Source organism: Erwinia sp. V71, assembly GCF_965644245.1.
Lineage (GTDB): Bacteria > Pseudomonadota > Gammaproteobacteria > Enterobacterales > Enterobacteriaceae > Erwinia.
Map to the genome: position 1 here is coordinate 1 of NZ_CBFFRK010000139.1, position 12,270 is coordinate 12,270.

General features: G+C 55.3%; 12 protein-coding genes. 6 read left to right on the plus strand and 6 right to left on the minus strand.

The genetic code is table 11. The features are described 5' to 3' along the window. The first annotated feature begins 88 nt into the window (after nucleotides 1–88). Nucleotides 89–913: an alpha/beta fold hydrolase gene (locus ACSZO1_RS19605; protein ID WP_437615636.1), complete on the plus strand. Its 825-nt coding sequence runs from the start codon at nucleotides 89–91 to the stop codon at nucleotides 911–913. Between the two features lie 78 nt (nucleotides 914–991). Here ACSZO1_RS19605 and gdhA read toward each other — a convergent pair whose 3' ends face one another. After that, nucleotides 992–2,335, minus strand: coding sequence for an NADP-specific glutamate dehydrogenase (gdhA, locus tag ACSZO1_RS19610; RefSeq protein WP_437615638.1), 1,344 nt, complete (start codon nucleotides 2,333–2,335; stop codon nucleotides 992–994). A 277-nt stretch (nucleotides 2,336–2,612) separates the two neighbouring features. Here gdhA and ACSZO1_RS19615 point away from each other — a divergent pair, with 277 nt between their 5' ends. After that, complete coding sequence (locus ACSZO1_RS19615; protein ID WP_437615640.1) at nucleotides 2,613–3,092, plus strand: N-acetyltransferase family protein; 480 nt, start codon at nucleotides 2,613–2,615, stop codon at nucleotides 3,090–3,092. A gap of 129 nt (nucleotides 3,093–3,221) precedes the next feature. Here ACSZO1_RS19615 and ACSZO1_RS19620 read toward each other — a convergent pair whose 3' ends face one another. Continuing rightward, entirely contained in the window at nucleotides 3,222–3,710 is a 489-nt protein-coding gene (locus ACSZO1_RS19620) for a MarR family winged helix-turn-helix transcriptional regulator (protein ID WP_437615642.1), read from the minus strand. Between the two features lie 96 nt (nucleotides 3,711–3,806). Between ACSZO1_RS19620 and ACSZO1_RS19625 the strand changes: the two genes are divergently transcribed. Together ACSZO1_RS19625 and ACSZO1_RS19630 are read left to right on the plus strand one after the other, a co-directional pair. Then, entirely contained in the window at nucleotides 3,807–4,385 is a 579-nt protein-coding gene (locus ACSZO1_RS19625) for a non-oxidative hydroxyarylic acid decarboxylases subunit B (protein WP_437615644.1), read from the plus strand. A gap of 10 nt (nucleotides 4,386–4,395) precedes the next feature. Further along, nucleotides 4,396–5,850, plus strand: coding sequence for a UbiD family decarboxylase (locus ACSZO1_RS19630; RefSeq protein WP_437615646.1), 1,455 nt, complete (start codon nucleotides 4,396–4,398; stop codon nucleotides 5,848–5,850). A 73-nt stretch (nucleotides 5,851–5,923) separates the two neighbouring features. On the opposite strand, the gene ssb1 is transcribed toward ACSZO1_RS19630, so the two are convergent. Beyond that, nucleotides 5,924–6,451 (minus strand): single-stranded DNA-binding protein SSB1, encoded by a 528-nt coding sequence (gene ssb1, locus ACSZO1_RS19635; RefSeq protein WP_437615648.1) that lies wholly within the window; start codon nucleotides 6,449–6,451, stop codon nucleotides 5,924–5,926. Nucleotides 6,452–6,692: 241 nt separating this feature from the next. On the opposite strand from ssb1, the gene uvrA reads away from it, so the two are divergent. Both uvrA and ACSZO1_RS19645 read left to right on the plus strand, forming a co-directional pair. Continuing rightward, on the plus strand, nucleotides 6,693–9,521 hold the full coding sequence (uvrA, locus tag ACSZO1_RS19640; RefSeq protein WP_437615650.1) for an excinuclease ABC subunit UvrA: 2,829 nt from the start codon (nucleotides 6,693–6,695) through the stop codon (nucleotides 9,519–9,521). 236 nt (nucleotides 9,522–9,757) lie between these two features. Then, the gene (locus tag ACSZO1_RS19645; protein ID WP_437615652.1) at nucleotides 9,758–10,822 is read left to right on the plus strand and encodes an NAD(P)-dependent alcohol dehydrogenase; all 1,065 of its coding nucleotides are present in this window, start codon (nucleotides 9,758–9,760) and stop codon (nucleotides 10,820–10,822) included. Nucleotides 10,823–10,852: 30 nt separating this feature from the next. Here ACSZO1_RS19645 and ACSZO1_RS19650 read toward each other — a convergent pair whose 3' ends face one another. The 3 genes from ACSZO1_RS19650 to ACSZO1_RS19660 form a co-directional block, all read right to left on the minus strand. After that, nucleotides 10,853–11,197: an MmcQ/YjbR family DNA-binding protein gene (locus ACSZO1_RS19650; protein WP_437615654.1), complete on the minus strand. Its 345-nt coding sequence runs from the start codon at nucleotides 11,195–11,197 to the stop codon at nucleotides 10,853–10,855. Between the two features lie 2 nt (nucleotides 11,198–11,199). Continuing rightward, entirely contained in the window at nucleotides 11,200–11,616 is a 417-nt protein-coding gene (locus ACSZO1_RS19655; RefSeq protein ID WP_437615656.1) for a secondary thiamine-phosphate synthase enzyme YjbQ, read from the minus strand. 165 nt (nucleotides 11,617–11,781) lie between these two features. Continuing rightward, nucleotides 11,782–12,270: MFS transporter (locus ACSZO1_RS19660; RefSeq protein WP_437615658.1), on the minus strand; the 489-nt coding region annotated here is incomplete at its 5' end.

Sequence of the window (12,270 nt, forward strand, 5' to 3'; positions counted from 1 at the left end):
AGCTCAGCTAAGGTAAGGCTAATACAGCTAAGGACTCCACTGAACCCCACCGATTAAATCGCACCTTCCTTAATCAGAGGGCAACATCATGAGTACATTTAACACGCAGGATGGCACACAGATTTACTATAAAGACTGGGGCAACGGTAAACCGGTTCTTTTCAGTCACGGCTGGCCGCTGGATGCCGATATGTGGGACAGCCAGATGAACTTTCTGGCGGAGCGCGGCTATCGGGTAATTGCGTTTGACCGTCGCGGTTTTGGCCGTTCCGATCAACCGTGGGAGGGTTATAACTACGATACTTTCGCGTCTGATATTAACGATCTGATTAACCACCTCGATCTGCGCGACGTTACGCTGGTGGGCTTCTCAATGGGTGGCGGTGATGTCACACGCTACATGGGTAAGTACGGTAGTGAGCGTGTTGCCGGACTGGTATTGCTCGGCGCAGTGACGCCGATTTTTGGCAAGGCTGAGGATTTCCCACAGGGGGTGGAAAAGTCGGTGTTTGATGGCATTAAAGCCGGACTGCGTAAGGACCGCGCCCAGTTTATTAAAGATTTCGCCGCGCCGTTTTATGGCACCAACGCCGGACAAACGGTTTCCGATGGCGTGCTGACCCAGACGCTGAATATCGCCCTGCTGGCGTCGTTAAAAGGCACGCTGGATTGCGTCACGGCCTTCTCCGAAACCGATTTCCGCGCAGATGTGGCGAAAGTCGATGTCCCAACGCTGGTGATCCACGGAGATAACGACCAGATCGTGCCCTTTGCCACTACCGGTAAACTGGCGGCAGAGTCGATTAACGGTGCGCAACTGAAAGTGTATGAGAATGGCCCGCATGGCTTTGCCGTGACGCATCAGGATCAGCTGAATGCAGATTTACTGGCGTTTTTAAGCAGCCAGTCATGACATTACTCTGACCGATAACAGACAAAAAGCCCCTGTGAAGGGGGGGCTTTCAAACTTATCATGGCACCGGCCAGAGGCTTACAGCACGCCCTGCGCCAGCATGGCGTCCGCCACTTTAACAAAGCCAGCGATATTTGCGCCGTGGACATAGTGCGTCTGCTTACCTTCACCACCGTGCTCAACGCAGGACTGGTGAATATCCAGCATGATATGTTGCAGGCGAATATCCACTTTCTCCGCTTTCCAGCTCAGGCGTGCCGCATTCTGTGCCATTTCCAGGCCCGATGTTGCCACACCACCGGCATTCGCCGCTTTGCCTGGCGCAAACAGCACGCCAGCATCCAGAAACGCATCCGTCGCCTGAATGGTGGTCGGCATATTGGCACCTTCCGCGACGGCCTTCACACCATTGGCGATCAGTTGCTGTGCAGCGGGCAGATCCAGTTCGTTTTGCGTCGCGCAGGGCAGTGCGATATCCACCGGCACGCTCCACGGCTGCTGGCCTGCCAGATACACCAGATTACGTTCACGCGCATACTCTTCGACCGTGCCGTAACGCTGGTTTTTGATTTCTGCCAGATGCGCCAGTTTTTCCGCGGTAAAGCCTGCTTCATCCACCACCGTGCCCGCCGAATCTGAAGCGGTCACCACACGCGCACCCAGTTCCATCGCTTTTTCGATGGCATACTGCGCCACATTGCCCGCCCCGGAAACCGCGACACGGCTACCTTCAAAACCGAGGCCATGACGTTTCAGCATCGCATCGGTGAAATACACCAGACCGTAACCGGTCGCTTCAGGACGAATCAGGCTGCCGCCAAACGACAGACCTTTACCGGTAAAGACACAGGCGGTGTTATTGGACAGCTTTTTCATCATGCCCGCCATAAAGCCGACTTCACGACCGCCAACGCCGATATCACCGGCAGGCACGTCGGTATCCGGCCCAAGATGGCGATACAGTTCGGTCATCAGCGCCTGGCAGAAGCGCATCACTTCACCATCGCTTTTGCCTTTTGGATTGAAGTCCGAACCGCCTTTGCCACCGCCCATTGGCAGTGTGGTGAGGGCATTTTTAAAGGTCTGTTCAAAACCGAGGAATTTCAGAATCGACAGGTTTACTGAAGGGTGAAAACGCATGCCACCTTTAAACGGCCCAATCGCCGAGTTGAACTGCACGCGCCAGGCGCGGTTCACCTGCACCTGGCCCTGATCGTCGGTCCAGGCGACACGAAACTGAATCGCACGCTCAGGTTCAACCAGACGTTCCAGCAATCCCAGTTCCTGATAACGGGGATTCTGTTCGAGGAACGGCCACAGTGAAGTAAAGACTTCACGTACCGCCTGCTGAAATTCAGGTTGATGAGGGTCACGTTGTTGGATGGTGGTCAAAAATGATTCCAGAGAGGTAAAGCCTTTCATTACGATTTCCTTATACCAGCTTGATTTATCCCGACATTAATCAGGTATTTTTAGAAGGGTCGGGGGATGTTGTGCATCAATGACTATATCATTTGGCTTTGGTGATACAACAGGTAATAACACGCTGAAATTAAGAGGAATTAGTTAAGTTAACACTGGCTTGTTGCCCCTGATTTTAGGCACTTCCGACCCGTTCTTTTTCGTCAGCAAGCGGTAAAAGGCCGCTGTTTTACTGATATGCTAGTCAGTTGCAACCCACAGGTCATAAGGAAAACCGATGAATATGACGATTCGCCAGGCGCGTCCGCAGGACGCCACTGCGATCTACGACATGATTGTAGAACTGGCTATTTATGAAAAAGCGCCGCAGGAAGTGGTCACGAATGCCGCTGAAATTCAGGAAACGTTGTTAGGCGCTGGCAGTAAAACCGAAGCGCTAATCTGCGAAATCGACGGTAAAACGGTGGGTTATGCCGTGTTCTTTACCAGCTACTCCACCTGGCTGGGCCGTAATGGCATTTACCTGGAAGACCTGTATATTTCGCCGGATTCCCGTGGTGCAGGCGCTGGCAAAGCGCTGATTAAACATATTGCGCAGCTGGCCGTACAGCGTAAATGCGGACGCCTGGAATGGAGTGTGCTCGACTGGAACCAGCCAGCGATTGATTTTTACCTCAGCATCGGCGCAAAACCGCAGAGCGAGTGGGTGCGTTACCGCCTTGATGGCGATGCATTGCTGGCGTTTGCGGAGAAATAACCGTCCCAAAAGAGATCATCAGGGCATGTTTACCGCCCTTTTTGCCGAAATCCTCCTGGTCCTGAACATCAGGAGGGCTTTATCCGCCAAAGACACGCAGTCAAGGCAGACTGTTAATAGCCCCCGTGCTCAGCGGCGGCCCGCGGAATGATTGTCATCAGGTTCCTGCAATCCCCCCAGCTTACTTAGCAAACGTTTTAAATCAGCAACATCCTGCTCATTCAGGTCAGCAGTGATCAATCGCTCTGCGCTTTTCGCCTGCTCAATCATCCTGTTCAGCATCGTCTGCCCTTCAGCGGTCATCGACACCAGCTTACGTCGCCGGTTATTCACGTCAATTTCCACCTTCAGCAATCCGCTTTTTGTCATGCGGTCAATGACATAGGTGCCCGTCGCTTTGTCAAAACCCGCCCGATTACCCAGCGTTTGCTGATCGCAGACCGTCTCTTCCGCCAGCACCACCAGAATCGCGTATTGCACAGCAGAAAGCCCGGTATCAACACACTGCGTCCAGCAGGTCGTTGAGTGCTGCCCCGCACGGCGCATCAGATGCATCAGCGAGCTATCGCCATGCGGCCACAGCGGGGCGGCAAGGATTAAATCAGGATGTTGTGACATTGAGGTGCTTGACTCCTTTAAACGGCAAACATATAGTTCGAACACAAACAGTTTGAACTTAAACTATAATCCAAAAATACAGAGACAGGAATCCGCATGAAGCTTGTTGTAGGCATGACTGGCGCTACGGGCGCTGCAATGGGTGTCCGTGTATTGCGCGCGCTTAAAGAGCTTGATGTTGAAACACATCTGGTAATTTCGAAATGGGCGCGCGCCACCATTCAAATGGAAACACCGTACAGTGTACAGGAGGTTATCGCCCTCGCGACGCGGAGTTACAGTGAACATGATCAGGCTGCGGCAATTTCCAGCGGCTCATTTCGCGCCGATGGCATGATTGTGGTGCCCTGCAGCATGAAAACGCTGGCCGCCATTCGCTGCGGCTATGGCGATGGCCTGATAAACCGCGCGGCCGATGTCACGCTCAAAGAGCAGCGCAAACTGGTGCTGGTTCCACGTGAATCGCCGCTTAACGCCATTCACCTGGAAAATATGCTGGCTCTGACGCGTGCCGGCGCACTGATGCTGCCGCCGATGCCTGCCTTCTACAACCATCCCGCCACTACTGACGACATCATCAACCATACCGTCTCACGCATTCTCGACCAGTTCGGCCTGGATAACGATTTAACCCGACGCTGGAGCGGGCCACGCTCATCGTCACTCACGGCTTAAGGAGAGCCTGATGAAATATTATCCTGATTTAAGAAGTTATATTGCAGCCCTCGACGAGATGGGTGACATCATGCACGTTCATCGCGAAGTCGATGGCGATTTTGAACCCAGTGCCATCACCCGCCGCAGTTACGAAATCCAGTCTCCTGCCCCGCTGTTTCATAACGTCGCTGGCGTGGCGCCGGGTTTTCGCCTGTTCGGCGCGCCAGCCGCGCTTTGTTCACGCCCGGAGATGCCCTATGCGCGCGTGGCGATGTCGCTCGGTTTAGCACCTGCTTCCAGCGGCCCGGACATTGTGGAAGCACTGTCTGCCGCGCGTCTGAAACCCGGTATTCCTCCGGTACGTGTCAGTTCCGCAGATGCCGTTTGCCAGCAAAACATTCTGCAGGGTGATGATGCCAGCCTGGACCGTTTCCCGATCCCCTTTGCACACGATACTGATGGCGGTCGTTATGCTAACACCTGGGGTACACTGATTGTGAAAACACCGGACGGCCAATGGGTTAACTGGTCCATTGCACGGGTGATGAAGGTCGATGGCAAGCGCATGGTGGGGTTGATTGTGCCAAGCCAGCATATCGGCCAAATCTGGACACAATGGGTGGCTCGCGGCGAACCGATGCCTTATGCGCTGGTGCAGGGTCCGGCTCCCGCCATTTCCTGTGTTTCGGGTATTCCAATCCCGGCACAGGCTGATGAAGCCGATTATATCGGCACGCTGGCAGGAGAACCGGTGCCAGTAGTGAAAGCCGTGAGCATCGATCTGGATGTGCCGGCCACGGCCGAGATTGTGATTGAAGGTCATGTCTCGATCACCCGCGATTGCCAGGAAGGGCCGTACGGCGAATACGGTGGTTATCTGGGTGAAGGATCATCGGCGCAGCCCACCTTCCATGTCGAAACCATCACCCACCGCGATAACCCGATCTGGCCAATGTCCGTGACCGGGCGTCCGACGGATGAATCCCATACACTGTGGGCGATGGGTCTGGCGGCAGATGCGCTGACGTATCTGCGTCAGGCCGGACTGCCGGTGAAAACCACCTGGATTCCGGAAGACTCCACCGTGCACTGGTTACTGGTGGTGATGCCGCAAAACTGGCGTGAGCAGTTGCCAGAAATGAGCAGTGAACAGCTGGCAAAACGTATTGGTGAAGTGCTGTTTGACACGGATGCGATGGTGTTTATCCCGAAAGTGTATGTTGTGGATGATGATTTTGACCCAACGAATCTGCGTGAAGTGGTCTGGGCACTGTCAACCCGCGTACACCCGGTTGGGCGTCGTGTGGTGTTTGAAGATCAGCGCGTCATCCGTCTGCCGCAATGCTATAACGAAGAGGAGTATGTCGCGGGTAAAGGCGCGAAAGTGGTGTTCGACACGCTGCAAAGCAAACGCCATCTGCATGCGTCTTTCGGGCAGGGCTATCCGGAAGAGGTGCGGCAACGCGTGCTGGAAAACTGGTAAAAGCGCATATAAAAAAACCCCGATAAATCGGGGTTTTTTTGACATTAACTGGCGACAGACGCTAAGGGAAACCTTAGAACGGGATATCGTCATCAAAGTCCATTGGAGGTTCATTGCTGACTGGCGCGCTGTTCTGCTGTGGACGCGCTGGCGCACCGCCGCCGCTGAACTGGTTGCCGCCCTGTGGCTGCTGTGGCTGGCCCCAACCGTTGTTGTTGCCCTGACCACCCGCTGGTGCGCCGCCGCCCTGCGCACGACCGCCCAGCATCTGCATGGTGCCGCCGACGTTGACCACAACCTCAGTGGTGTATTTTTCTACGCCAGCCTGATCAGTCCATTTACGCGTCTGCAGTGCACCTTCGATATACACCTGAGAACCTTTACGCAGGTATTCACCCGCCACTTCAGCCAGCTTGCCGAACAGCACAACGCGGTGCCACTCGGTTTTCTCTTTGGTTTCGCCGGTCTGCTTGTCGCGCCAGCTCTCGGACGTCGCCAGCGTAATGTTGGCAACTGCCCCACCATTCGGCATATAACGGACTTCCGGATCCTGACCCAGATTTCCGACAAGAATCACTTTGTTAACGCCTCTGCTGGCCATGTTGGTGTCTCCGATGAGTATTCATTAAATTCTAAAAACTCAATAGTAACATGGCATCCGGTCAGTGCCTACTTTCGGATCGCCCTCGAAAAAAGTGTCATCGCGTTGCAACGTTGCAGCTGAATACTGGATATCCATTCAGGTTTTTTTGTGTCATAATTACGCGTTTAGTTCTGGCTGTGCCGCTCCTAGCCGTTCGGGAAGGCATGGTGAGGTCTGCCTTAATCCGGGAAATGTGTGCATGGATAAGATTGAAGTCCGGGGTGCCCGCACCCACAATTTGAAAAACATCAACCTGACCATCCCTCGCGACAAACTGATTGTTGTCACCGGCCTGTCAGGTTCCGGTAAATCCTCGCTGGCGTTCGATACGCTGTATGCCGAGGGGCAGCGCCGCTATGTGGAGTCGCTCTCCGCTTATGCGCGCCAGTTTCTCTCCCTGATGGAGAAGCCGGATGTCGATCATATCGAGGGCCTGTCGCCCGCGATTTCCATCGAACAGAAGTCCACCTCGCATAACCCACGCTCCACCGTGGGCACTATCACCGAAATCCACGATTATCTGCGTCTGCTGTTCGCCCGCGTCGGCGAGCCGCGCTGCCCGGATCACGATGTGCCGCTGGCAGCGCAAACCGTCAGCCAGATGGTGGATAACGTGCTGGCGCAGCCGGAAGGCACGCGTCTGATGCTGCTGGCGCCGGTGGTGAAAGAGCGTAAAGGCGAGCACACCAAGACACTGGAAAACCTGGCGTCGCAGGGCTATATCCGTGCGCGTATCGATGGTGAAGTGTGCGACCTCTCCGATCCGCCGAAGCTGGAACTGCAAAAGAAACACACCATTGAGGTGGTGATCGACCGCTTTAAGGTACGTGAAGACCTGGCGCAACGCCTGGCGGAATCGTTCGAAACTGCACTGGAACTCTCCGGCGGTACGGCGATTGTCGCTGATATGGATGACACCAGCGCCGAAGAGCTGCTGTTCTCCGCCAACTTTGCCTGCCCGATTTGTGGTTACAGCATGAGTGAGCTGGAACCGCGCCTGTTCTCGTTTAACAACCCGGCGGGTGCCTGCCCGACCTGTGACGGCCTCGGCGTGCAGCAATATTTCGACCCGGACCGCGTGGTGCAGAATCCGGAACTGTCGCTGGCAGGCGGTGCCATCCGTGGCTGGGATCGCCGCAACTTCTACTATTTCCAGATGCTGCGTTCGCTGGCGGAGCATCTCGACTTCGATATCGAAGCACCGTTTAATTCGCTGGATGAGTCTGCCCGTAAAGTGATTCTGTACGGTTCCGGCAAAGAGAATATCGAATTCAAATACATCAACGATCGCGGTGATACTTCGGTGCGTCGCCATCCGTTTGAAGGCGTGCTGCATAATATGGAGCGCCGCTATAAAGAGACTGAATCCGCCGCGGTACGCGAGGATCTGGCGAAATTTATCAGCAATCGCGCCTGCACCAGCTGTGAAGGTACGCGTCTGCGCCGCGAAGCACGTCATGTGTTTGTGGAAAACACCACCCTGCCAACCATCTCCGAGATGAGCATTGGTCACGCAATGGCGTTCTTCCAGAATATGAAACTTAGCGGCCAGCGGGCGAAAATCGCCGAAAAAGTGCTGAAAGAGATTGGCGACCGCCTGAAGTTCCTGGTGAATGTCGGCCTGAACTACCTGTCGATGTCACGTTCAGCGGAAACGCTGTCCGGTGGTGAAGCGCAGCGTATTCGTCTGGCCAGCCAGATCGGTGCTGGCCTGGTAGGCGTGATGTATGTGCTGGATGAGCCGTCCATCGGCCTGCACCAGCGCGATAACGAACGCCTGCTGGAAACGCTGATCCATCTGCGTAACCTTGGCAATACCGTGATTGTGGTCGAACACGATGAAGACGCCATTCGCGCCGCCGACCATGTGATCGATATCGGTCCAGGCGCGGGCGTGCATGGCGGTCAGGTGGTGGCGGAAGGCACCATCGACGACATCATGGCGAAGGATGACTCGCTGACCGGCCAGTTCCTCAGCGGCAAACGCCAGATTGCCGTGCCGCAGGCGCGCGTCCCGGCGGACCCGAACAAGGTGCTCAAACTGACGGGTGCACGCGGTAACAACCTGAAGGATGTCACCCTGACGCTGCCGGTGGGTCTGTTCAGCTGTATTACCGGGGTATCCGGTTCCGGTAAATCGACGCTGATTAACGACACCCTGTTCCCGATTGCCCAGCGCCAGCTGAATGGTGCCACTATTGCCGAACCGGCGCCTTACCGCGAAATCAGCGGCATGGAGCATTTCGACAAGGTGATCGATATCGACCAAAGTCCGATTGGCCGTACCCCGCGCTCCAACCCGGCGACCTATACCGGCATCTTTACGCCGGTGCGCGAGCTGTTCGCAGGCGTGCCGGAAGCGCGTTCGCGCGGTTACAACCCGGGCCGTTTCAGCTTTAACGTGCGCGGCGGACGCTGTGAAGCCTGCCAGGGCGATGGCGTGATTAAAGTGGAGATGCACTTCCTGCCGGATATTTATGTCCCGTGCGATCAGTGTAAAGGCAAGCGCTATAACCGCGAAACGCTGGAGATTAAGTACAAAGGCAAGAGCATCCACGAAGTGCTGGAAATGACCATCGAAGAGGCTCATGAGTTCTTCGCCGCGGTTCCGGCGCTGGCGCGGAAGCTGCAGACGCTGATCGATGTCGGCCTGTCCTATATTCGTCTCGGCCAGTCGGCAACCACGTTGTCCGGCGGTGAAGCGCAGCGCGTGAAGCTGGCGCGTGAGCTGTCGAAACGCGGCACCGGACAAACGCTGTATATTCTCGATGAACCGACCACCGGCCTGCACTTTGCCGACATCCAGCAGTTGCTGGAAGTGCTGCACCAGCTGCGCGATCAGGGCAATACCATTGTGGTGATTGAGCACAACCTTGATGTGATCAAAACGGCGGACTGGATTGTCGATCTTGGGCCGGAAGGCGGCAGCGGCGGCGGGGAAATCCTGGTGTCCGGTACGCCGGAAACTGTAGCGAACTGCGAACAGTCACATACTGCGCGCTTCCTGAAGCCACTGCTGAAAGCGTAATACCACCCTCCCCCGCCCGCGGGGGAGGAGTCGTCAGACATCCAGCCTCTCCCACCAGCAAGAAGGGGCGGCTGGCCTTCTGCTTAATCCCCCAAAATCTTGCAGAATCAGGCAAGATTTAGACATTTTCAGGCATACCCACAACGCCCCTCATTGACTACCCTTACAGGCGTCCTTTCTTTTGCTGTTTGCTCTTAAACAGTCATTTCACGACACGACATTAACTGGAGACACCAATGAATATTACGCACGCCTACGCCGCTCAGGATGCGAAATCAAAGCTGGCGCCATTTGACTATCAACCACGCGAGCTGCGTGAACATGATGTACAAATCGAAGTGCTGTTTTGCGGCGTCTGCCACTCCGATCTGCATCAGGCTCGCAACGAATGGAATAACACCATTTTCCCGGTGGTGCCTGGCCATGAGATTGTCGGCCGGGTGACCGCCGTTGGCAGTCACACGCATAAATATAGCGTGGGGGATCTGGTGGGTGTCGGCTGTCTGGTCGATTCCTGCCGTACCTGTCCAAGCTGTGAAGAGGGCCTGGAGCAGTATTGCGAAAATGGTTTTGTCGGCACCTACAACGGCCAGGATCGCCACACCGGCGCGGTCACTTACGGCGGTTACTCCACGCAGGTGATTGTCGATGAAGACTTTGTGTTGCGCGTACCGGCCAACCTCGATCCTGCGGGTGCAGCGCCGCTGCTGTGCGCCGGTATTACCACCTACTCACCGCTCAGCCACTGGGGGGCGGGCCCGGGTAAAAAAGTCGGTGTGGTCGGCCTTGGCGGTCTCGGCCATATGGGCGTGAAAATCGCCCATGCGATGGGCGCACATGTGGTGCTGTTTACCACCTCTGAATCGAAAGTCGCCGATGGTAAACGTCTGGGCGCAGATGAAGTGGTGATCTCGAAAGATCCGAATCAGATGGCAGCCCATGCCAACAGTTTTGATCTGATCGTCAACACCGTTGCCGCACAACACGATCTGAACCCGTTTATCTCGCTGTTGCGCCGTGACGGCACCATGGTGCTGGTCGGTGCGCCGGAACACGATCATCCATCACCGCAGGTCTTTAATCTGATCTTTAAACGCCGCAGCATCGCCGGTTCACTGATTGGCGGCATTGCGGAAACCCAGGAAATGCTGGATTTCTGTGGTAAACACAACATCGTGTCCGATATCGAGCTGATTAACATGAATCAGATTAACGATGCCTACGAGCGGATGCTGAAAAGCGACGTGAAGTATCGCTTTGTGATTGATATCAACACGCTGCGTAACGAAAACGCGGCATAACCCCGCCGGAGCCGGGCTTCCCGGCTCCGTTTATCCGTGACCATTGCCAGCCGCGCGGGTATTCAGCGCTTGCTGCAATGAGGCATCCACCAGATAGTAGATCTGCGAATCTTTCAGCGCCCCGTCGAGAAACAGCGTGCTCCAGTGCGACTTATTCAGATGTTCGCTGGGTTGTACATCCTGATGCTGATCGCGCAGCAGCTCCGCCAGCGCAGGTGAGGTTTTCAGCGATACCGCCGGACGCCCCTGCACCTCATGCACCATGGCAAACAGCACATCATCCACCTTGATCTGGGTGGCTTTCCAGTCGCTATGGACGCTCTGCTCTGCGCCGGGTTTATCCATGCAATACGACAGCAGATCCGAAGTGTTCATTATTATTCCCCCTGTAGCGTGGCGATAATCCGTCGAGCGCCGCCATGAATGCGGTGTTCGCCGAGCCAGATCCCCTGCCAGGTGCCCAGTACCAGACGTCCGCGGCTGACGGGCAGCAGCAAAGACACGCCCATGATCGAGGATTTGATATGCGCAGGCATATCATCCGCTCCCTCATAATCATGCTGATACGGCGCATTTTCCGGGACATGGCGCAAAAAGTGTTGCTCCATATCGCTACGCACAGTGGGATCGCAATTTTCATTCAGCGTCAGTGAGGCCGAGGTATGTTGCAGTAACAGATGCAGCAGACCCGTCTGTATCTCACGCAGGCGGGGAAGCGCATCGACAATCTCATCGGTAACCAGATGAAAACCACGCGCTTTTGCTGTCAGTGTTATTGTCTGCTGATACCACATCCCAAAAATCCTTTACTGAATGGCTAAAGCTTAAGTGTGCAGAATGCGCGCAAAAGGTAAACCCGAAGCGGCAAAATTAGATAAAAAAAAGCGGCGAGCCACGCTCACCGCCTGTTTGCTGACTGATGCGTGCACCCGCCGCTGCTTATCCGCCGTGTTCCCGGCTTAGCCGAGAAACTCGCTGGTCTCTTTTTTCTTCAGTTCAATACGTTTGATTGGGCCGACAATCACCAGATAACTGAAGATCGCCATCAGTGCATGTGCGGCCACAAAGACCAGCGCCCACTCAAAATGGCCTGTCGCTTTGACAATATAACCAATCACCACTGGCGCGATAATACCGGCAATATTGCCACACATATTGAACAGGCCGCCCGCCATACCCGCCATCTCTTTTGGCGCGCTGTCTGCCATCACCGCCCAGCCCAGCGCCCCAATGCCTTTGCCGAGGAACGCCAGCGCCATAAAGAAGACAATCAGGTAGATGGAATCAACGTAGTTACAGAAGATCATCGACATCGACAGCAGCATGCCAAATACGATTGGCGTTTTACGCGCCACGGAGAGTGATTTGGTGGCTCGCGAATTCAGATAATAAGTGCAACGCTTGGTCATGTGGATGGAGGGACGGTTAGCTACCGATAAGCTATCCTG

What these genes read in the sequence shown, in the direction of transcription:
- ACSZO1_RS19605 (WP_437615636.1), top strand. Translation starts at nt 89, where the DNA reads ATGAGTACATTTAACACGCAGGATGGCACACAGATTTACTATAAAGAC.
- gdhA (WP_437615638.1), bottom strand. Translation starts at nt 2,335, where the DNA reads ATGAAAGGCTTTACCTCTCTGGAATCATTTTTGACCACCATCCAACAA.
- ACSZO1_RS19615 (WP_437615640.1), top strand. Translation starts at nt 2,613, where the DNA reads ATGAATATGACGATTCGCCAGGCGCGTCCGCAGGACGCCACTGCGATC.
- ACSZO1_RS19620 (WP_437615642.1), bottom strand. Translation starts at nt 3,710, where the DNA reads ATGTCACAACATCCTGATTTAATCCTTGCCGCCCCGCTGTGGCCGCAT.
- ACSZO1_RS19625 (WP_437615644.1), top strand. Translation starts at nt 3,807, where the DNA reads ATGAAGCTTGTTGTAGGCATGACTGGCGCTACGGGCGCTGCAATGGGT.
- ACSZO1_RS19630 (WP_437615646.1), top strand. Translation starts at nt 4,396, where the DNA reads ATGAAATATTATCCTGATTTAAGAAGTTATATTGCAGCCCTCGACGAG.
- ssb1 (WP_437615648.1), bottom strand. Translation starts at nt 6,451, where the DNA reads ATGGCCAGCAGAGGCGTTAACAAAGTGATTCTTGTCGGAAATCTGGGT.
- uvrA (WP_437615650.1), top strand. Translation starts at nt 6,693, where the DNA reads ATGGATAAGATTGAAGTCCGGGGTGCCCGCACCCACAATTTGAAAAAC.
- ACSZO1_RS19645 (WP_437615652.1), top strand. Translation starts at nt 9,758, where the DNA reads ATGAATATTACGCACGCCTACGCCGCTCAGGATGCGAAATCAAAGCTG.
- ACSZO1_RS19650 (WP_437615654.1), bottom strand. Translation starts at nt 11,197, where the DNA reads ATGAACACTTCGGATCTGCTGTCGTATTGCATGGATAAACCCGGCGCA.
- ACSZO1_RS19655 (WP_437615656.1), bottom strand. Translation starts at nt 11,616, where the DNA reads ATGTGGTATCAGCAGACAATAACACTGACAGCAAAAGCGCGTGGTTTT.